This window comes from Idiomarina zobellii, from assembly GCF_900100855.1.
Classification (GTDB): Bacteria; Pseudomonadota; Gammaproteobacteria; order Enterobacterales; family Alteromonadaceae; genus Idiomarina; species Idiomarina zobellii.
Genome location: NZ_FNCB01000002.1, coordinates 117,176 through 135,836, shown reverse-complemented (window position 1 = coordinate 135,836; position 18,661 = coordinate 117,176). Strand labels below are relative to the sequence as shown.

Annotated in this window: 18 protein-coding genes and 5 tRNA genes; 10 read left to right on the top strand and 13 right to left on the bottom strand. The window is 47.1% G+C overall.

What is annotated here, in order from left to right:
• Positions 1–65 precede the first annotated feature (65 nt).
• From BLT32_RS02800 to BLT32_RS02770, 7 genes are all read right to left on the bottom strand, one after another.
• A tRNA-Leu gene (locus BLT32_RS02800) sits at positions 66–152 on the bottom strand.
• Between the two features lie 14 nt (positions 153–166).
• A tRNA-Gln gene (locus BLT32_RS02795) sits at positions 167–241 on the bottom strand.
• 43 nt (positions 242–284) lie between these two features.
• Positions 285–359 (bottom strand) — tRNA-Gln (locus tag BLT32_RS02790).
• Between the two features lie 24 nt (positions 360–383).
• Positions 384–468: transfer RNA gene (locus tag BLT32_RS02785), tRNA-Leu, on the bottom strand.
• A 17-nt stretch (positions 469–485) separates the two neighbouring features.
• Positions 486–562, bottom strand: a tRNA-Met gene (locus BLT32_RS02780).
• A gap of 144 nt (positions 563–706) precedes the next feature.
• Positions 707–1,375: an SDR family oxidoreductase gene (locus tag BLT32_RS02775; RefSeq protein WP_053952784.1), complete on the bottom strand. Its 669-nt coding sequence runs from the start codon at positions 1,373–1,375 to the stop codon at positions 707–709.
• 20 nt (positions 1,376–1,395) lie between these two features.
• Entirely contained in the window at positions 1,396–2,778 is a 1,383-nt protein-coding gene (locus BLT32_RS02770) for a class II fumarate hydratase (RefSeq protein WP_053952783.1), read from the bottom strand.
• 162 nt (positions 2,779–2,940) lie between these two features.
• Between BLT32_RS02770 and BLT32_RS02765 the strand changes: the two genes are divergently transcribed.
• Genes BLT32_RS02765 through BLT32_RS02750 form a run of 4 tightly spaced genes read left to right on the top strand, consistent with a single transcriptional unit; the run spans position 2,941 to position 7,130 of the window.
• Positions 2,941–3,612 carry a cupredoxin domain-containing protein gene (locus BLT32_RS02765; protein ID WP_053952782.1) on the top strand — a complete coding sequence of 224 codons (672 nt, stop codon included), beginning with the start codon at positions 2,941–2,943 and terminating at the stop codon, positions 3,610–3,612.
• On the top strand, positions 3,609–5,870 hold the full coding sequence (locus BLT32_RS02760) for a putative bifunctional diguanylate cyclase/phosphodiesterase (RefSeq protein WP_053952781.1): 2,262 nt from the start codon (positions 3,609–3,611) through the stop codon (positions 5,868–5,870). Before BLT32_RS02765 ends, BLT32_RS02760 begins: the two co-directional genes overlap by 4 nt.
• Entirely contained in the window at positions 5,866–6,711 is an 846-nt protein-coding gene (locus tag BLT32_RS02755; protein ID WP_407716537.1) for a DUF3034 family protein, read from the top strand. Before BLT32_RS02760 ends, BLT32_RS02755 begins: the two co-directional genes overlap by 5 nt.
• Before the next feature lie 11 nt (positions 6,712–6,722).
• Positions 6,723–7,130 carry a group I truncated hemoglobin gene (locus BLT32_RS02750; RefSeq protein ID WP_053952780.1) on the top strand — a complete coding sequence of 136 codons (408 nt, stop codon included), beginning with the start codon at positions 6,723–6,725 and terminating at the stop codon, positions 7,128–7,130.
• 44 nt (positions 7,131–7,174) lie between these two features.
• Here BLT32_RS02750 and ychF read toward each other — a convergent pair whose 3' ends face one another.
• The 6 genes from ychF to lolB all read right to left on the bottom strand — a co-directional run bounded on the left by ychF (position 7,175) and on the right by lolB (position 12,139).
• Entirely contained in the window at positions 7,175–8,266 is a 1,092-nt protein-coding gene (ychF, locus tag BLT32_RS02745) for a redox-regulated ATPase YchF (RefSeq protein ID WP_053952779.1), read from the bottom strand.
• Positions 8,267–8,272: 6 nt separating this feature from the next.
• Positions 8,273–8,869 carry an aminoacyl-tRNA hydrolase gene (gene pth, locus BLT32_RS02740; protein WP_053952778.1) on the bottom strand — a complete coding sequence of 199 codons (597 nt, stop codon included), beginning with the start codon at positions 8,867–8,869 and terminating at the stop codon, positions 8,273–8,275.
• A gap of 15 nt (positions 8,870–8,884) precedes the next feature.
• Entirely contained in the window at positions 8,885–9,556 is a 672-nt protein-coding gene (locus BLT32_RS02735) for a 50S ribosomal protein L25/general stress protein Ctc (protein ID WP_053952777.1), read from the bottom strand.
• A gap of 142 nt (positions 9,557–9,698) precedes the next feature.
• Positions 9,699–10,646, bottom strand: coding sequence for a ribose-phosphate pyrophosphokinase (locus BLT32_RS02730; protein ID WP_053952776.1), 948 nt, complete (start codon positions 10,644–10,646; stop codon positions 9,699–9,701).
• Positions 10,647–10,661: 15 nt separating this feature from the next.
• Entirely contained in the window at positions 10,662–11,522 is an 861-nt protein-coding gene (gene ispE / locus BLT32_RS02725; RefSeq protein ID WP_053952775.1) for a 4-(cytidine 5'-diphospho)-2-C-methyl-D-erythritol kinase, read from the bottom strand.
• Complete coding sequence (gene lolB, locus BLT32_RS02720; RefSeq protein WP_053952774.1) at positions 11,504–12,139, bottom strand: lipoprotein insertase outer membrane protein LolB; 636 nt, start codon at positions 12,137–12,139, stop codon at positions 11,504–11,506. The genes ispE and lolB overlap by 19 nt, the downstream gene beginning before the upstream one ends.
• A gap of 134 nt (positions 12,140–12,273) precedes the next feature.
• Between lolB and hemA the strand changes: the two genes are divergently transcribed.
• From hemA to BLT32_RS02690, 6 genes are read left to right on the top strand one after another with little or no spacing between them, the layout of a single operon-like run.
• Positions 12,274–13,545, top strand: coding sequence for a glutamyl-tRNA reductase (gene hemA / locus BLT32_RS02715; RefSeq protein WP_053952773.1), 1,272 nt, complete (start codon positions 12,274–12,276; stop codon positions 13,543–13,545).
• Between the two features lie 6 nt (positions 13,546–13,551).
• Positions 13,552–14,646 (top strand): peptide chain release factor 1, encoded by a 1,095-nt coding sequence (gene prfA, locus BLT32_RS02710; RefSeq protein WP_053952772.1) that lies wholly within the window; start codon positions 13,552–13,554, stop codon positions 14,644–14,646.
• Complete coding sequence (prmC, locus tag BLT32_RS02705) at positions 14,643–15,491, top strand: peptide chain release factor N(5)-glutamine methyltransferase (protein ID WP_053952771.1); 849 nt, start codon at positions 14,643–14,645, stop codon at positions 15,489–15,491. Before prfA ends, prmC begins: the two co-directional genes overlap by 4 nt.
• The gene (locus BLT32_RS02700; RefSeq protein WP_053952770.1) at positions 15,491–16,963 is read left to right on the top strand and encodes a DUF3369 domain-containing protein; all 1,473 of its coding nucleotides are present in this window, start codon (positions 15,491–15,493) and stop codon (positions 16,961–16,963) included. Before prmC ends, BLT32_RS02700 begins: the two co-directional genes overlap by 1 nt.
• 22 nt (positions 16,964–16,985) lie before the next feature.
• Complete coding sequence (locus tag BLT32_RS02695; RefSeq protein ID WP_053952769.1) at positions 16,986–17,360, top strand: SirB2 family protein; 375 nt, start codon at positions 16,986–16,988, stop codon at positions 17,358–17,360.
• A 16-nt stretch (positions 17,361–17,376) separates the two neighbouring features.
• On the top strand, positions 17,377–18,648 hold the full coding sequence (locus BLT32_RS02690) for a DUF819 family protein (RefSeq protein WP_053952768.1): 1,272 nt from the start codon (positions 17,377–17,379) through the stop codon (positions 18,646–18,648).
• Positions 18,649–18,661 lie beyond the last annotated feature (13 nt).

The following is an 18,661-nucleotide window of genomic DNA, read 5'->3' as shown; positions in this document are numbered from 1 at the left end:
AGTACAGGGAAGTGAGACTAAAAACAGGCACAAAAAAACCACCCTGAGGTGGCCATTGTCTGTTGTGGTGCGGAGGGAGGGACTTGAACCCTCACGTCCTTTCGGACACTAGCACCTGAAGCTAGCGCGTCTACCAATTCCGCCACCACCGCAACAGTAGTTAGTATGGCTGGGGCACCAGGGATCGAACCTGGGAATCGCGGGATCAAAACCCGCTGCCTTACCGCTTGGCTATGCCCCATCCAACTAAGGACAGCAATCACAAAATAAATTAAAGAAGCTAATGGCTGGGGCACCAGGGATCGAACCTGGGAATCGCGGGATCAAAACCCGCTGCCTTACCGCTTGGCTATGCCCCAATTTTAGCTACCCTGAGAGAGAGTTGGTGCGGACGGAGAGACTTGAACTCTCACGCCGTGAGGCACTGGAACCTAAATCCAGCGTGTCTACCAATTCCACCACGTCCGCACATTTCTCAGTTAAGTTGGTGGCTACGGCGAGATTCGAACTTGCGACCCCAGCATTATGAGTGCTGTGCTCTAACCAGCTGAGCTACGTAGCCAACTTTTTTAACTTTCCGCTCTCTGTGAGTGCGGCGCGTATTATGCAAATCGCTCCGCAACCCGTCAACCTATTTTTGAGAAAAAATACGATAAAGCAGCGCGTTTGTGCAAAAAAACAGTCATTTGATTAAAAAGGAGTCAAATCACCATGGAAGAGGATCACCATTACTGTGATAAAACTCGCCCGTCGACTCCATTGAAAGTTCGTCGATTCGTTGCATGAGTCGTTCGGCCGCCGTTTCTGCCGGAATATCCCCCGCATGATTGACCATGTCGGTCTGGACGAAGCCTGGATGCAGTATCGCGACAGCAATGCCTTTGTCTTTTAGATCAATAGAAAGAGACTTGCCCGCTGCATTTAACGCGGCTTTAGACATTCTGTAGCCATAGCGGCTGCCCGAGCCGTTGTCTGCAATTGAGCCCATCCGGCTCGTAATCAACGCAATTTTGCTGCCTTTTGATAAGTTATCCAGTAACGCCTCGGTTACCCGCAAGGGCGCTAATGCATTGACCTCAAATTGCGCCCGAATGGTACCAGCGTCCAGCTCACCTAAAACATCCTTGTGTAGTAGCCCTGCGTTATTGATCAAAATGTCCACTTTCTTGTCGGCCAATGTTTCTTTTAAGCGCAACAAGTCTGAAGCTTTGGTAACGTCAACACCTTCTATAATGTCGACATCCAATTCGGTTAACTGCTTAGAGTTATTACGGCAAACAGCCGTCACTTTGTAGCCTTTTTCGGCATATTGCTTTGCAAATTCAAAACCAATGCCCCGGTTTGCTCCTGTTATAACGACATGAGGTTGACTCATTGTACGACTCCTTTAATCCGTTATTGGCTAACGCCACCTTCTGTTAACTTTTTAGGGTTTAATAGTTGTTCCAGGCGCTCACGTCCTAAATCGGTCATTTCGTCCGCAACATCGATAATAGGGCGACCGTTTTGGTAAGCCCTTTTCGCTATCTCAGCGGCTTTACTGTAACCAATAACAGGATTAAGCGCGGTCACTAAAATAGGGTTTTTAGCCAAGGCTTCATTAAGGCGCTCTTCGTTGACTTCAAAATCTTTAATGGCTTTATCAGCTAAGGCATGACAGCCGTTTGTCAGAAGCTCTATCGACTGTAGTAAATTATAGGCCACAACGGGCAGCATAACGTTCAGCTGAAAGTTTCCTTGCTGAGCCGCAGTTGTAATAGTGGTGTGGTTGCCGTTAACTTGTGCAGCCACCATAGCCACGGCTTCCGGTATTACCGGGTTTACTTTACCGGGCATTATGCTGCTGCCGGGTTGAAGTGCCGTTAACTGAATTTCCCCCAGGCCAGCTAGTGGACCACTGTTCATCCAGCGTAAGTCATTGCTTATTTTTAACAGCGTCGTGGCCAGGGTATTCAATTGGCCGTGTAACTGCAGATTCAATTCTTGTCCCGCAATGCCTGTAAATGGATTTGGGGATGTCTTAAATTCAGTACCAGTGAAGTCGCTGAGTTCTTTTGAAAAAGCTTCTGCGAAGCCCTCTGGGGCATTAATTCCGGTACCTATCGCTGTGCCGCCCTGGGGCAGAATACGGCTGTGCTGAAGCAATTGTGGTAGCTGTTCTGCCGAATGACTAAGCTGCCCAGCCCATGCTTCCAGCTCTTGCGCCAATGTCATAGGCATTGCGTCCATTAAGTGGGTTCGTCCGGTTTTTACGACGTCCCGAAGCTCGACAGCTTTACTCCGAATAACCTCCATTAAATGTTTAATGGCTGGCTGTAATCGTTGCTCCACGGCCAACACGCTAGCAACTTGAATAGACGTAGGTATGACATCATTGCTCGATTGACTCTGGTTGACGTGGTCATTGGGGTGAACGTCAACGCCGTCCTGTTCGCACAAGTTAGCGATAACTTCATTGACGTTCATATTAGAGCTGGTGCCCGAGCCCGTTTGAAAAATGTCGATAGGGAAATGGGCGTGGTGCTCACCGTTTATAATTTGTTCGGCGGCTTTGACAATTGCGTCTCGCTGCTTTTCTTCTAAACTGCCCACTTTGGTATTGGCTTTAGCTGCTGCGGCTTTGACTCTGGCTATAGCCTGAATCATATCGGTTGGCATCGTTAACCCGCTTATTGCGAAGTTGTCGACCGCGCGTTGTGTCTGTGCCGCGTAGAGCGCGTCTTCAGGAACCTGAACTTCACCCATACTGTCGCTTTCAGTGCGATATCCTTGAGTCATAAAGTAAACCTCCTGCGGCAAAGTGTTTATTCAAAGTTAACTTTAGTAGGTATAACACATTACGAGCTGAGCGAGGTGAAGATCAGTTTATTAGGTAAGCTAAAGTTGCGAAATTTGTGATGTGGGGTAATCTAGAATTATTAATCTAAAATGGAGTTTCATTTGAGAGCGCTTAATTACCTTTTGGTCACTTTCGTGTGTTTTCTGTCGGTCATGACGGTTAATGCAGAAGAGCTGACGCTGACTATTGTTGACGCAAAGGACAAGCCATTGCCAAATGCAGTGGTCATTGTTGATAACGAATATGTGACTGACAATGCAGAGCTCAAAATCGAGAAAACGATCATTGATCAGGTTGATCGTCAGTTCACACCCTTTATGACGGCTATAAAAGCCGGAAGTGAAGTCACTTTCCCAAACAGCGACAATATTCGTCATCATGTCTATTCGTTCTCGAAGCCTAAGCCTTTTGAGCTTAAGTTATACGCCAATGAAGAAAAGCCGACATTAAGCTTTAATAAACCGGGTTTGGTGACATTAGGCTGCAATATTCATGACCAAATGATAGCCCATATCATTATTACTGACCGAGAAACCGCTTGGGTAACCGATGAAGAAGGCAAAGTGACTCTCGATATAAATATCCAGAGCGAGTCATCAGTAAAGGCTCGTCTATGGCATCCGCTGATAGGTTCGGATCTAACGTTGGCAAAAGAGGTGTCTTTGGTGAATGGAGAAAACAGAACGCTGTCGTTAAATGTGATAAACGAAGAGGAAGACAAGGAACCAAAGTCACGTCTAGAGCAACGATTCAACCGAACAGGTAATTTATGATTCGGCGCTTTCGCACCAGACTGGTTGTTATTCTATTGCTGCTTGTTTCAGGGGCTATTGCACTGTCTCTGACAGCAATGGGCTTTAGTGTAAAACAACAAGCTGAACGCTCCATCGCTCAAGAGCTGAATGTCAGTGAACGAGTTTTTCGCGAACTTCTGAATAGCCGCAGTGAGTTGTTGCTGCAAGCGGCACAAGTGTTGACCGATGACTTTGGCTTCAAACGAGCGGTAGCTAGCGGTGATAAAGACACTATCGTGTCCGTATTAGTGAATCACGGAGAGCGCATTAATACTGAGTTGATGGTGCTACGAACGCCGACAGGAGTAGAGATTGCCGCCACCCACCCAATTGGTGATGAAATTACTAATGACTCAAGTGGTCAGCAGTTAGCCATTGTTGATGGTGAGCTGTTTCAGTTGATAACGGTTCCGGTGAAGGCTCCGCAACTTATTGCCTGGGCTACTCTAGGTTTTCAGATAGATTCTCAGTTGGCGACAGAGCTACAAAATTTGGCGAATGCTGATATAACGCTTTGGAATGAGTCCTCAAAAAAGGTAATAGCATCCAGCCTTGAGCCGGGTGTCCAGGTTAACTTGCAGAGTGCGCTGAAACGTCAAAGCGATCTACCTAACTGGCTCGAGCAACAAGCGTTAGTTGGGAAAGAGGCATTGCTTGATGCTTCGCAGGGGGAACAGGTGCACGTACTGTTGTCGTCGTCACTTGAGGACGCTATGGCCGACTTTCACCGTGTTCAGTTGCAAATGTTGTTGATTGGCGGGCTTGCTGTGCTAATAGCTGGCGCTGTTGCTTTACTGATGGCACGGAGTGTCTCAAGACCGCTTTCAAGACTGACAGAAGCGGCTAAACAACTGCAAAAAGGTGACTATGGCGACTTGAATCTTGAGAAGCGAGCCGATGAATTTGGTGAATTAGCAATAACCTTTGAGTCAATGAAAGGGGCTGTGTCTGAGCGTGAACGGCGTATCTCTTTTCAAGCAACGCACGATCAACTGACTCGGCTGCCGAATAGAACCCAGTTTGCCGCCGATTTAGAAGGGTTGCTTAAGGTCGGCTCAGTAGGAACATTACTGTTGGTCAATATCCGTAAATTCCGAACATTGAACGATACCCTTGGCCAAGAGGTCGGGGACTTTGTGTTAAAACAAGTTGCTCAGCGGATTATAGATTTTGATGAACAGTGCCTATCAGCTCGTATCGGCGGTGATGAGTTCGCCTTAGTTTTTGAGCAGGAGTTATCAGAGAAACATAAGCTTATTCAGAAACTCTACTCATTTCTGGAAAAGCCCGTAAAAGTAGGTGAAAGTGATTATCCGGTGTCTTTTAATGTTGGTGCTGTCGAGTTTCCTCGACAAGGCAAAGCCTTCGATACGTTGTTACGCCGGGCGCAGGTGAGTGCGCAGGAAGCTAAACGACAACATGACTTTGTGTTCTTTTACAGTGAAGGGCTTGATGAGCAGCACTTGCGGAAGCTCGATATCCTGGAACACCTGGACTACGCGGCTGAAAATGATGAACTGACTTTGCTTCTTCAGCCAAAAATAGAAACACAAAGCGGAAAAACCATAGGCGCGGAAGCCCTATTAAGATGGAACAGTGAAAAGCTTGGTTTTGTCGGGCCTGATGAATTTATTCCACTGGCTGAACAGTCAGGGCTAATAAAAAAGCTGACGCAATGGGTATTCAGGCAGTCTGCGTCTTACCTACGGCATCTTAATGCGCCAGACAGCTTTAGTTTAAGTATTAACCTTTCTGCCATTGATTTGCTTAGTGACGAAATTCTTTCTGTTATCGCTGAGCTTGAAAAAGATATGCCTGCACTGAATAGACACTTGGTCCTTGAAGTGACCGAAAGTGCCATTGTGAGTGATCCGGATGCGGCGATTGAACGATTAACCTGGCTTAGGGAGAAAGGTTATCAGGTTTCTATTGATGACTACGGAACGGGTTATTCGTCACTGGAACAAATGCGACGTTTGCCGGTAACTGAATTAAAAATAGATAGGGCTTTTGTTCAATATCTAGTGAGCAGCCCGGTTGATCAGTCAATTGTTCGGTCAACAATTCAGCTTGCCCATGAACTTGGGTTAAGCGTCGTTGCGGAAGGAGTTGAAGACACTGAAAGCTGGGAATGGTTGAAAAAGCAGAAGTGTGATGTTCTTCAGGGTTTCTACTTTAGCAAGCCAATTTCTTTTAATGATTTTAATAACAGACTACAGGGAGAGTCTTGTGATTAAACGAGGATTATTGAGTGCAGCTGCTTTGGTGCTTGCAGTGTCTCCGTTAACAACTTTTGCCGATACTGGGTCAAAGTTACTAGCGACAGGCGGCGCGTCGACTATTGAGGGAGCCGGAGGTGGGGGAATTGTTCCCTGGGCGACGCTCAGCTCCTACGCAGATACTGGAGAGTGGGGAGCGACCGTTAATATCAGTGAAGTCGCTGTTGATGACTTTCGACTTAGCGTTCAGGGAGCCAGTCTTTCCTGGAACAATCGTGTCGAACTGTCTTATGCTCAGCAGACATTCGACCTATCGACGATAGGGGGAGAGCTCGAGCAGAAGGTAGTGGGTGCAAAAGTTCGTCTATTTGGAAATCTGGTTTACGGTGACTGGCCTCAATTAAGTGTCGGAGCACAATATAAGAAAAATCAGAAATTTTCTCTACCTAGCGCGGTTGGCGCATTAGATGACAGTGATACTGACTGGTATGTCAGTGCTGCTAAAGCTTGGTTGGATGGGCCATTTCATCGAACTTGGGTTGCTAACTTAACGGCACGTCGCACGCGCGCAAACCAGATTGGTTTATTGGGTTTTGGTGGTGATAATGAGCAGAATGCCAAGTGGGTGGCTGAAGCTTCTGTGGCCGCATTTTTAAACCGGTATTGGGCTGTCGGTGTTGAGTTCCGGGAAAAGCCCGATAACCTGAGTTTTGCTAAAGAGGACGCCTGGAAAGATGTTTTTGTGGCGTACTTTCCATCAAAGACGGTTTCTGTTGTAGGTGCATACACCGACTTAGGTTCTATTGCAGGTCTAGATGACCAAAGTGGCTGGTATCTGTCATTGCAAGCAGCGTTTTAAAGGAAATAGCTATGAGAGTATTAAGTATCGTGTTTCTCCTGCTGTTATCGCCAGTGGTGGTGGGGCAAAGTCTTTATCAGCAATTAGGAGAAAAAGAAGGGATTTCTTCAATAGTTGAGGAGATGTTATACCGGGTAGGTGGTGATGAGCGTATTGTGCATCACTACGATGGCGTTGATATTGTGCGCGTTCATAAACTTATTACTGAACAGGTTTGCGATGTGGTTGGTGGGCCATGCGACTACAGTGGGGACACCATGAAAGTATCCCATGAAGGCATGGGTGTAACTCATGCTGATTTTAACGCGTTAGTGGAGCATTTGATCATTGCAATGGAAAAGCACAATATTCCTGTTTCGGCTCAAAACCAGTTACTGGCAAAACTTGCTCCAATGTACGGAGATATAGCAGAAAAATAAAAAAAGCCGCTCAAAAGGAGCGGCTTTGAAGCAGTATTACATTCTTAGACGTTAAAACGGAAGTGTATGACGTCACCGTCTTTAACGATGTATTCCTTACCTTCCAGGCGCCATTTACCGGCGTCTTTTGCGCCTTGCTCGCCGTTGTTTTCGATGAAGTCGTCATAGCCGACAACTTCAGCACGAATAAAGCCTTTTTCAAAGTCCGTGTGAATACGACCCGCAGCTTGCGGTGCTGTAGAACCGACTTTAACCGTCCATGCCCGAACTTCTTTAGGGCCTGCCGTAAAATAAGTTTGCAGATTCAAAAGCTCGTAACCAGAACGAATCACACGGTTAAGACCCGGTTCGTCCTGACCAATTTCCGATAGAAACTCTTCTTTATCGGCATCATCCAGCTCAGCGATTTCTGACTCGATGGCGGCACAAACAGGAACCACTACCGCATTTTCAGCCGCAGCAATTTCGCGAACAGTATCTAAGTGCGGGTTATTTTCAAAGCCATCTTCATTGACGTTGGCAATGTACATAGTTGGCTTGAGAGTCAGCAAGTTGTATGAGCGAATAGTCGCCCGGTCCTCTTTCGTTAACTCTACTGAGCGAGCCATGTGCCCCTCATCAAGAGCTGGCTTTAGCTTTTCCAAAACGGCAATTTCAGCCTTGGCCTGCGCGTCGCCACCTTTGGCTTTCTTACCTAACCGGTGTAGCGCCTTTTCGACAGAGTCTAAATCGGCTAATGCCAATTCGGTATTAATTGTGTCAATGTCATCAGCAGGGTTAATGCCGCCACTGACGTGTACAATGTTATCGTCTTCGAAGCAGCGGACAACGTGCCCAATCGCGTCAGTTTCGCGAATATTAGCCAGGAACTGGTTACCTAAGCCTTCGCCTTTTGAAGCGCCTTTTACCAGACCCGCAATGTCAACGAACTCCATGGTCGTTGGCAGAACTTTCTCTGGCTTAACAATTGAGGCTAGTTTGTCCAGGCGTGTATCCGGAACCGGAACAACACCGGTGTTAGGCTCAATCGTACAAAAAGGAAAGTTTGCTGCTTCAATACCCGCTTTGGTCAAGGCATTGAATAACGTGGATTTACCGACGTTGGGTAAACCAACAATACCACACCGAAATCCCATGATGAGTTAACCTTTCTGTTGAGGACGGTAGCTGTGGAGGCGTTGAAGCGCATCCGTCCAGCCTTGTTCCATTAATGTGTCAATACTGCGACTGGCTTCATCGATACAGTCATCAATGAGTCGCTGTTCAGTTGCTGGCGCTTTACCCAGCACAAAACCTGTTACTTTCGATTTGTGCCCAGGATGCCCAATGCCAATTCGCAGTCGCAGGAAGTCCTGGCTGCCAATTTGCGCGATAATATCTTTAATGCCGTTATGGCCACCCGCGCCGCCGCCTTTTTTAAATTTCGCTATGCCAGGAGGTAGGTCGAGTTCATCGTATGCGACGAGTATCGACTCTGGCGGAATTTTATAGAAATTGGCGATATGTGCGACAGAAAAGCCGCTGCGGTTCATGTAATTCTGGGGTAGCACAATGCGCAGATCGTGAGCGCCTTGCTGATAACGGCCTATTAGTGCTTTTGATTTGGTATCGGCGGATAATGTAACGCCGTGTCGTCGACAAAAGTCTTCAACTAACCAAAAACCCGCGTTATGGCGGGTTTTTTCGTATTCGGGGCCTGGATTCCCCAGGCCCACTAACAGCTTAATGCTTGTTCCCATAGCTAGGACTAGTGCTTACTCTTCGTCAGCAGCGTCGTCTTTGCTCTTCTCTGCAGGAACTTCATCCGGTGCTACTGTTTCTTCTTCGTCTTCTTCTTTCTCTACGCGAGGAGCTGAGATAGAAACAACCGCCTGGTCGTGGTCTTCACCTTTAGTCAACTCTACCAGCTCAACACCTTTAGGAAGGTTCAAGTCAGTTAGGTGAATAGTGTCACCAACGCTCAGTTCTGCGATGTCAACTTCCAGGTACTCTGGTAAGTCTTTCGGAAGAACCAGGATTTCAACGTCATTGACGTGGTGAACAACAACGCCACCTTCTTCTTTAACGCCTTTCGCCGTTGTTTCATTCAAGAAGTGAAGAGGTACGTTAGTATGCAGCTTCTGGCCTTTCTCAACACGTTGGAAGTCCAAGTGAGTCAGCTTAGGCTTGTATGGGTGACGCTGCATATCTTTTAAGATGCATTGTTCTTTTTTGCCATCGATGTCTAACGTCAGAATGTGTGAATAGAAGGCTTCGTAGTCAGCCATGTTGTTCACTTTGTTGTGATCCATTTCTAACGCTACTGGCTCACCTTTACCACCATATAGGATGGCAGGTACTTTATCCGCATGACGCAGGCGGCGGCTCGCACCTTTCCCCTTGTCCCCACGGACACTTGCTTTAATTGTGAAATCTAATTCAGCCATGATATTGGGCTCTCATTGTTAAATGTTTTAATTTGTCAGCACTCGCGACCAAGCTGCTGACCCAGATACTCAGAAACCGACGACGAGGCCGGTTTCCAAGGGCGCGCAATACTAGCACTGAAGTCTCAAAAAAACAACTTTATCAGTACTCGAACATTGCAGAGATAGACTCTTCATTACTGACGCGACGAAGTGCTTCAGACAACATGCCGGAAAGTGTCAGTTGGCTCACTTTTCCTGTCGCCTTCATTTCTTCGCTAAGTGGAATACTGTCAGTAACTACCAGTTCGTCAATCGCCGACTCTTCTATATTCTTAACAGCGTTACCGGAAAATACCGGGTGTGTTGCATAAGCAAAAACGCGTTTAGCACCATGACTTTTAAGCGCTTCCGCTGCTTTACAAAGTGTGCCGCCAGTATCAATCATGTCATCGACAATAATGCAGTCGCGTCCTTTAACATCCCCAATAATGTGCATGACCTGAGAAACATTAGCAGAAGGGCGGCGCTTATCGATAATTGCTAAGTCGGTGTCGTCCATTAACTTGGCAAACGCGCGGGCACGAACAACGCCACCGATATCTGGAGAAACAACCACAGGGTTGTCGAATTGCTGTTGGCGCATGTGCTCAAGTAGTACAGGTGTGCCAAATACGTTATCAACCGGAACATCGAAGAACCCTTGAATTTGCTCAGCATGCAAGTCAACGGTCAGAACGCGGTCAACACCAACGCTTGATAAAAAGTCAGCAACGACTTTCGCAGTAATAGGAACACGAGCAGAACGAACGCGGCGATCCTGGCGAGCGTAGCCAAAATAAGGCATTACAGCGGTAATACGACCTGCAGATGCGCGACGCAGTGCATCAACCATGACGATAAGTTCCATGAGGTTATCGTTGGTAGGTGCGCAGGTGGATTGCAAAATAAAGACATCGGAACCGCGGACATTTTCATTAATAGCGACACTGATTTCGCCATCACTGAAACGTCCAACAGACGCTTCACCCAGTTTAATGTATAAACGATCGGCGATTTTCTGCGCTAGCTCGGGGGTAGCGTTGCCAGCGAAAAGTTTCATGTCAGGCACAACATACCTCGACTTTTATTGGGTTAATGTTTGGAATAGTGGTGAACGGTTCTGGCCTTGAGCAATAAATGAACACAGTTCCTGAGGAATGTGCTTTTGAGCTTCCTCTGCCGCTTGTCTGCTCTCGAACGTCGAAAATAGACATGCTCCACTGCCAGTAAGCCGAGTCGGAGCGTATTCTAGCAAGGCATCGCGTAATTTAGCAACTTCAGGATGCAGAGCACAGACCACTGGCTCGAACACATTTTCATGGTGGCTTTGTTCCCAGACAGCGACTTCAACCGATTTACAGTCTCGCCTTAGGTCCGGGTGATTAAAAAGTTCAGCGGTGGAAATATGGATATTGGGTTTAACAACCAAGTACCAGGGAGTAGGCGGCTCAACATCCGTGAACCGCTCACCCATGCCTTCTGCGAAACATGACTTTCCATGGATAAATACGGGAACGTCGGCGCCTAACTCGAGGCCTATTTTTTGAAGCTGCTTGTTCGACAAGCGTTCTCCCCATAGGTAATTAAGACCAACGAGCGTTGTGGCAGCATCCGATGAGCCGCCACCTAAGCCAGCACCTTGAGGTAAACGTTTCGTAACTTCAATGGTAACGCCAGGCAACTGAGTAATGCCTTTACTTGAATACTCCTGGCGCAGCCGCTCTAAAGCTTTCCAAATTAAATTGTCTTCTTTGGCAATTTGAGACTTGCTATCTATGAAATCGAACTGGTCGTCCGGCGCTGGTTGAAAACTTATGGTGTCGCCGTAGTCCAAAAATTGAAAAACAGTTTGTAGTTCGTGATAGCCGTCATTCCTGCGTCCGGTTATGTGCAAAAACAGGTTCAGTTTTGCCGGCGCTGGTAGCGTTAGTTGCTGGTCTGCCATTCGTTCATTTGTACCTTTATTTTTAATGTCGGGCTTTCAATGTGCACCTGCTCGGGGAGAGGGAGCTTTGTTTCTGCTTCTAACTTATAGAACCATCGAATACGCCACTGTTCATCATTTTGAATAACTGAAGCACTGGCTAGCGTACCGTCGTTGTAATACGTGAGTTTTTTCAGTTGTGACGTTTTTTGACCGACAACCCATTGATGCAGATGCTCAAAAGGAATATAAACTGGCAATACATCCGCCAGAAGAGCAGGGGCACTTAACGCCGAGCGCATGGCTCCGTTAGAGTCTACTAACGTTGCCTGTTGGTTGCTAACGGTCAGCCTTGCCAGTTGACCTTTTAACGGATGTGAAAAGCGAAGTTCCTGATAAGTCGGTTGATATTGCCAATTAACATAAAATGAGTCGCGCTTGTCGAGCTCTTTCTGAATAAGCGCCATGCGACCTGACATCGACCAGCTATTTAACGTGTTCAGCTTATTTTGGTGTGCTTTGACAAGCTCAACATTGACTTGTCGGCTACTGTCCTGGTGTGACGGTGTTGGTATTGAGCAGCCTGCGGAAAGCAACACAGCCAGCAAAACCGCAAATCGAGTTAGGTATTGAATCATATTTTTCTATTGGCGTAATCGATGGATCGTTAGTTGACCAGAAAGCGCTGTGACTTTCAATGATTAGGGCTTTCACGTACAATCACTGCCACTTAATATCATGACCGCGTTGAGATAACGAGTTACACAATCCGATGACCATTTCAGCTCTGGGAATAAACCACAAAACAGCCCCCGTTGATTTGCGTGAGCAAGTTGCTTTCAATGCCGAGCAGCTCGACGCCGCATTGCAGGCTGTGCGTGGTTTACAAGGCGTGCAGGAAGCGGTCATTGTCTCGACGTGTAACCGTACCGAACTTTATTGCCGTGGTGATGTATCAGACGATTTATTGCTCGGTTGGTTCACAGGCTTTCACAGCTTACCTCCCGACGCTCTGCAAAATCATCATTATCTGTTTAAAAATGATCAGGCTATCAGTCATTTAATGTCTGTTGCCAGTGGCTTAGACTCGCTTGTGCTTGGGGAGCCGCAAATACTCGGGCAAGTAAAACAGGCGTATCAAATAGCGAAACGGCAGGAGGCTGTCGGCGGTATTTTAGAGCGTTTGTTTCAGCAAACATTCCGTGTCGCAAAAACTGTCCGTAATGAAACCGCCGTTGGGCAAAATGCCGTGTCAGTGGCTTACGCCGCAGTGTCTATGGCGCGACATATCTTTTCGAACTTAGCCAAGTCTAAAGTGTTATTAATTGGGGCTGGAGATACTTCTGAACTTGTCGCCCAACACTTAAAGCAGCAAGGGGTGACGGAAATAACAGTCGCTAACAGAACCTTGCAACGCGCACGAGAGCTGGCTGAGAAAGTGGATGGTGCCGCGCACAGTTTGTCAGAACTGTCTGAACTTCTCCCTGACGCTGATATTGTGGTGAGCTCAACTGCCAGTACCTTACCAATAGTGGGTAAAGGCACGGTTGAAAAGGCATTGAAGAAACGTCGCCATAAGCCGATGCTACTGATTGATTTAGCCGTGCCCAGGGATATAGAAGAGCAAGTGAATGAGCTTGATGATGCCTATTTGTATACGGTTGACGACTTACAAAGCATTATTAGTGAAAACATAAGAAACCGCGAGCAGGCAGCGAAAGAAGCGCAGGTAATTATTCGCCAGCAGGCGCAGGAATTTACTGACTGGTTGCAGTCGCTCAACAGCGTGGAGTTGGTTAGGTCATACAGACAACACACGAAAGCTGTCGCCGATACTCATTTAGAACGAGCCTTGGCTCAACTGCAGCAAGGTAAAGCACCGGAAGAGGTGCTGAAGCAATTTAGCCATAAACTGGTGCAGCAGCTGACGCACCAACCTACCAATTTGTTAAAATCAGCAGGTGAGAACAACGATCAGTATACACTTGCGGTGTTACAGCAATTGTGGTCAGGCGACGATTCTGACCCTTTAGAAGGCAAATAAAAGAATATGTTGAATCCATCCATTGAACGAAAACTTGAAGGTTTGCTTGAGCGTTACCAGGAAGTTCAGGCGCTGCTGGGCGAACCGGACATTATTTCCGATCAGAACCGTTTTCGCGCGCTATCGAAAGAGTATTCACAGCTTGAGGAAGTCGTGGACTGCTTTGAGAAATATAAGCAAAACCAGGAAGACCAGGTCGCTGCTAAAGACATGGCCGAAGAAGACGACCCGGAAATGCGGGAAATGGCTCAGGAAGAGCTAAAGCAGGCGAAAGAAAACGAAACTGAGCTGGAGCAGCAACTGCAAATTTTGTTGCTGCCTAAAGATCCCAACGATGATCGCAATTGCTACCTGGAAATTCGAGCGGGTGCTGGTGGTGATGAAGCCTCAATTTTTGCGGGTGACCTGTTTCGTATGTACAGCCGCTACGCAGAAAAACATGGCTGGAATATCTCTGTAGTCAGTGCCAATGAAGGTGACCACGGCGGCTATAAAGAAGTGATTGCACAAATGAATGGCGATGGCGCTTATGGCCGTATGAAATTTGAGTCTGGTGGTCATCGTGTGCAGCGCGTACCTGAAACTGAGTCACAAGGTCGTATCCACACATCGGCCTGTACGGTGGCTATTCTGCCAGAAATTCCGGAAGCTGAAGCTATAGAGATTAATCCGGCGGACTTACGTGTCGATACTTTCCGCGCATCGGGCGCCGGTGGTCAGCACGTTAACCGAACGGACTCGGCCATTCGTATTACGCACTTGCCGTCAGGCGTTGTTGTTGAGTGTCAGGAAGAGCGTTCACAACATAAAAACCGCGCCAAAGCGATGTCAGTTCTGCAAGCTCGATTACAGAAAATCGAGGACGAAAAACGTCAGCAAGAAGAAGCAAGCACCCGTCGTAACTTAGTGGGCAGCGGGGATCGTTCAGAGCGTATTCGAACTTATAATTACCCGCAAAGTCGTGTCACTGACCACCGTATTAACTTAACCTTATATCGGCTGGATGAAGTGTTGCAGGGCGACTTGGATTTGATTATGGATCCGATTATTACTGAGCATCAGGCGGATCAGCTGGCGGCATTGTCTGAAGGACAAGAATGACCATAGAAGAAGCGCAACAGTGGGCGCGTCAGCAGCTAGCGCATAGTGATGACGTTAGGGCTGACGTTTTTGCGTTGTTGAGCTTTGTGCTGGACAAAAACAAAACTTACATAATGACATGGCCAGAGAAAGCCTTAACAGAAGTGCAATGGGAACGCTTTCAAGCCTTGGTTAGTGAGAGGGTTAAAGGTAAGCCGATAGCCTATATTACTGGGCGTAAAGAGTTTTGGTCGTTAGAACTTGAAACCAATGAAAGCACATTAATACCCAGGGGAGACACAGAAACTCTGGTAGAAGCAGCCTTGAGTTTAAACCTACCCGAGAACGCAAGAGTGCTGGATTTAGGCACCGGGACTGGTGCTATTGCTTTGGCGTTAAAGTCAGAAAAGCCGAATTGGCAGGTGCTTGGTTGCGATAAGAACGGAGACGCAGTGGCTTTGGCATCTCGCAATGCTAGACGTAACAGCCTCGATGTTGAGTTTTTTCAAAGCGATTGGTTCTCTAACGTGCCAACAGATAAGCCATTCGACTTAATTGTGTCTAACCCTCCTTATATTGAAGAAGCTGACCCGCACCTTAGCCAGGGCGATGTGCGGTTTGAGCCGTTAAGTGCTTTGGTAGCAAAAGGTGATGGTTTAGACGATATTAAGAACATTGTTGTTGGTGCATCATCATATCTTGTAAATGGCGGTTGGCTATTACTTGAGCAGGGATGGCAGCAGGCCGATAGTGTCATTGAGCTACTCACAAAAAATGGTTATAAAAAGGTTAACCGCTGGCAGGATTATGCTAGTGTAGAGCGAGTATCAGGTGGACAATACGTCACGGCGGAGAGAGACAAGTAATGAGCAACCAGTTCATGTTTGCTGATGAAGCCAGCCAGCAAAATACAAAATTACCGACAGAATACTGGAAAATTCTAATTGTCGATGACGAGCCAGAGGTGCATGCGGTCACTAAATTGGCGTTGAACGACTTTAATTTCCTGGGGCGAGGTCTGAAGTTTTATAGTGCTTTTTCCGGGGAGGAAGCGAAAAAACTTATCGACGAGCATCCAGATGCGGCAATTCTCTTGCTGGACGTTGTTATGGAAACCGATGACGCGGGGCTTCAGGTTGCTCGTTATATTCGTGAGAAAGCGGATAATCATTTTACTCGCATTATCTTGCGAACAGGCCAGCCCGGCCAGGCGCCTGAGCGCACCGTTATTGTTAATTACGATATCAACGACTACAAATCGAAGACTGAATTAACCGCGCAAAAACTCTTTACGGCAGTGATGTCCTCGTTGCGTTCCTACCGCGATATTATGTCTATAGATCAAAGCCGTCATGGCTTGGAAAAAATTATTTCAGCATCAACAAACTTATACGCACTGCAGCCTATGAATAGTTTTGTTGATGGCTTAGTTCAGCAGTTAAGCTGGGTTATTGGGGGGGCGAAGCAAACCCTTTATGCGACGGCCAATGAAGAAGGAACGTCTTATAAAGTGTTAGCCGCGCATGGTGAAGACTCTCAGGTTAGTGTCGGGCAAACTCTGCGGTCGGTTATTCCCTCAAAAGCCTTAGCCGAGCTAGAAAACGTGATTGCTAACCATGGCTCGTTTTACGGTGATGACTTTGTACTGCTGTATTGCCGCAGTCATTGCCGAGCACATGGTTCGGTTTTATTTATTGGTGGCCGTTCTCGTACGTTAACAGCCGATGACCATCACGTATTGCAATTGTTTGCGGAAAACGTGCAGCTGGCGCAGGACAATGTTGTTTGTTTAGAAGACTCTGATCATTTCTTGGCGCGCTTAGCCGACCAGTTGATGCTGCACAATGCGAATCATTTTAATAATGTGCTGGATGGAAGCAGAGAAGGGCGCATAGCTTACCGGTTGTCACAAGCGGTTAATGCTGACGAGGCGGAAGCAACAGCTTTAGCCTGGTCGTTATTTGCACAAGCTCGGCCGTTGTTAGATTGTGCTTCGACGGCTGTTGCTGCTAACGAAACGACTTGCCAGCAGCGTGTTGCTCGTTCATTAAAAGCACTGACTCATGGTCAACATGACGCTACCCAAAAAGCACATCGTGCGTTAATGGAACGGTTAGAGCGCTGGGACGGCTTAGGTCTTCCTGAAGGGAAGCAAGGTAGCGATATTGCATTAAGCACTCAGGTGTTGTTACTGACCGAGCAGCTTGTGGACTGGTTTAAAGAAGAAACCAGCGATGCGGATATCAAAACACGACTCGATGATGAAAAAGGCCGTTACTACTCACCGGAATTTCTGGAGCAGGCTCTGAAGCTACTACCCGAACTTAGAAATCTTTAATTTATTATAAAGGGGTTATACTGTGTACGTTGTTTTTAAACACCTGCATGTTTTATTTGTTTTCATTTCTATTATTTTATTTCTATTCCGCTTTGTCTTGCGGTTGTTAGATTCTCCTGCATTACAGAAAAAATGGCTAAAAATAGTTCCTCACGTTAACGACACACTTCTACTGGCGAGTGCTATTGGCATTATGGTGACTGTCGGTATGTATCCAATAGAAGTGCCTTGGTTAACCGATAAAGTCATTGGTGTTATTGGCTACATTATTTTTGGTATTTTCGCCATGAAAGGCCAGTCTGCTGTGACGCGCTGGGTTGGTTTTGTTGGTGCTTGCGGCTGGATAGCGTTTTTATTGCATGTGGCTATGTCTAAAACACCATTAATTGCCGGCTAATTGAAAGGGAGTTTGTATGTTAGCACCGGAAACTGCAGTAACAGAGACTAGCGCGCTTATTACCAACGACGGCGTTATCGTCGGTTTATTAATGGCTATTTTGGGGTTCGTTTTTTATACCAATAATAGCGACCACCCGGCGTTTAAAAAGTTTTATCGCTTTGTTCCTGCGCTGTTACTTTGTTACTTCCTGCCGTCGTTACTCAATACGTTTGGAATTGTTGACGGTAATGCGACAGCAGTAACTGATATAACAATGGACTACTTACTGCCGGCCTGTATGGTGCTGCTAACCTTAAGCCTGGATTTAAAAGCGATTCTGGGGCTGGGGTCGAAAGCGCTAATACTGTTTCTAACCGGTACGTTCGGTATCGTGATTGGCGGCCCGATTGCGCTGCTTTTGGTGTCGCTCATATTTCCTGAAATGTTGGGTGGTGCAGGGCCAGACGCTGTTTGGCGCGGCATGACAACCATTGCCGGCAGCTGGATAGGCGGCGGTGCAAACCAAGCCGCAATGAAAGAAGTGTATGAAGTCGGTGGTGATATTTTCTCTGCTATGGTGACGGTGGATATTATTGTCGCTAACTTGTGGATGGCGGTATTGCTATATATGGCGGCCAATTCCAAGAAAATTGACGAGCGTACAGGGGCGGATACCTCGGCAATTGATGCTATTCGCCATAAAGTTGAAAAGTACGAGGCTGAACACGTTCGAAATCCTAGTTTGAGAGACCTAATGCTTATCTTAGCTATTGGTTTTGGCGTGGCTGGCATAGCTCACTTGTTAGCTGACTGGATTGCCCCCGCTATTGGTGAACATTACCCCGCGCTGAGCAAGTTCAGTTTAGATAGCTTGTTCTTCTGGGTTATCGTGCTTGCAACCGCAGGTGGTATCGCGCTGTCTTTTACTCGGGCACGCTCGTTGGAAGCGGCAGGGGCCTCTAAAATTGGTTCTGTTTTCGTCTATGTACTAGTAGCCAGCATTGGGCTACACATGGATGTGACTAAAATTGTGGAAGCACCCAAATATTTCCTTATTGGCGCTATCTGGATGATTATTCATGCGTCATTAATGCTGTTTGTTGCTAAACTTTTACGCGCCCCTGTTTTTTATATGGCAGTTGGCAGCCAGGCTAACGTTGGCGGAGCCGCTTCGGCTCCGGTGGTTGCATCAGCCTTTCACCCATCGTTGGCTCCGGTTGGGGTCTTGCTGGCAGTCATGGGCTATGCCCTCGGTACCTATATGGCGTATTTCTCGGGTCAAGTACTGCGTGTTGTTGGCAGTTAATTAAAAGGAATGA

What these genes read in the sequence shown, in the direction of transcription:
- BLT32_RS02775 (WP_053952784.1), bottom strand. Translation starts at nt 1,375, where the DNA reads ATGAGTCAACCTCATGTCGTTATAACAGGAGCAAACCGGGGCATTGGT.
- BLT32_RS02770 (WP_053952783.1), bottom strand. Translation starts at nt 2,778, where the DNA reads ATGACTCAAGGATATCGCACTGAAAGCGACAGTATGGGTGAAGTTCAG.
- BLT32_RS02760 (WP_053952781.1), top strand. Translation starts at nt 3,609, where the DNA reads ATGATTCGGCGCTTTCGCACCAGACTGGTTGTTATTCTATTGCTGCTT.
- BLT32_RS02750 (WP_053952780.1), top strand. Translation starts at nt 6,723, where the DNA reads ATGAGAGTATTAAGTATCGTGTTTCTCCTGCTGTTATCGCCAGTGGTG.
- ychF (WP_053952779.1), bottom strand. Translation starts at nt 8,266, where the DNA reads ATGGGATTTCGGTGTGGTATTGTTGGTTTACCCAACGTCGGTAAATCC.
- pth (WP_053952778.1), bottom strand. Translation starts at nt 8,869, where the DNA reads ATGGGAACAAGCATTAAGCTGTTAGTGGGCCTGGGGAATCCAGGCCCC.
- BLT32_RS02735 (WP_053952777.1), bottom strand. Translation starts at nt 9,556, where the DNA reads ATGGCTGAATTAGATTTCACAATTAAAGCAAGTGTCCGTGGGGACAAG.
- ispE (WP_053952775.1), bottom strand. Translation starts at nt 11,522, where the DNA reads ATGGCAGACCAGCAACTAACGCTACCAGCGCCGGCAAAACTGAACCTG.
- lolB (WP_053952774.1), bottom strand. Translation starts at nt 12,139, where the DNA reads ATGATTCAATACCTAACTCGATTTGCGGTTTTGCTGGCTGTGTTGCTT.
- hemA (WP_053952773.1), top strand. Translation starts at nt 12,274, where the DNA reads ATGACCATTTCAGCTCTGGGAATAAACCACAAAACAGCCCCCGTTGAT.
- prfA (WP_053952772.1), top strand. Translation starts at nt 13,552, where the DNA reads ATGTTGAATCCATCCATTGAACGAAAACTTGAAGGTTTGCTTGAGCGT.
- prmC (WP_053952771.1), top strand. Translation starts at nt 14,643, where the DNA reads ATGACCATAGAAGAAGCGCAACAGTGGGCGCGTCAGCAGCTAGCGCAT.
- BLT32_RS02700 (WP_053952770.1), top strand. Translation starts at nt 15,491, where the DNA reads ATGAGCAACCAGTTCATGTTTGCTGATGAAGCCAGCCAGCAAAATACA.
- BLT32_RS02690 (WP_053952768.1), top strand. Translation starts at nt 17,377, where the DNA reads ATGTTAGCACCGGAAACTGCAGTAACAGAGACTAGCGCGCTTATTACC.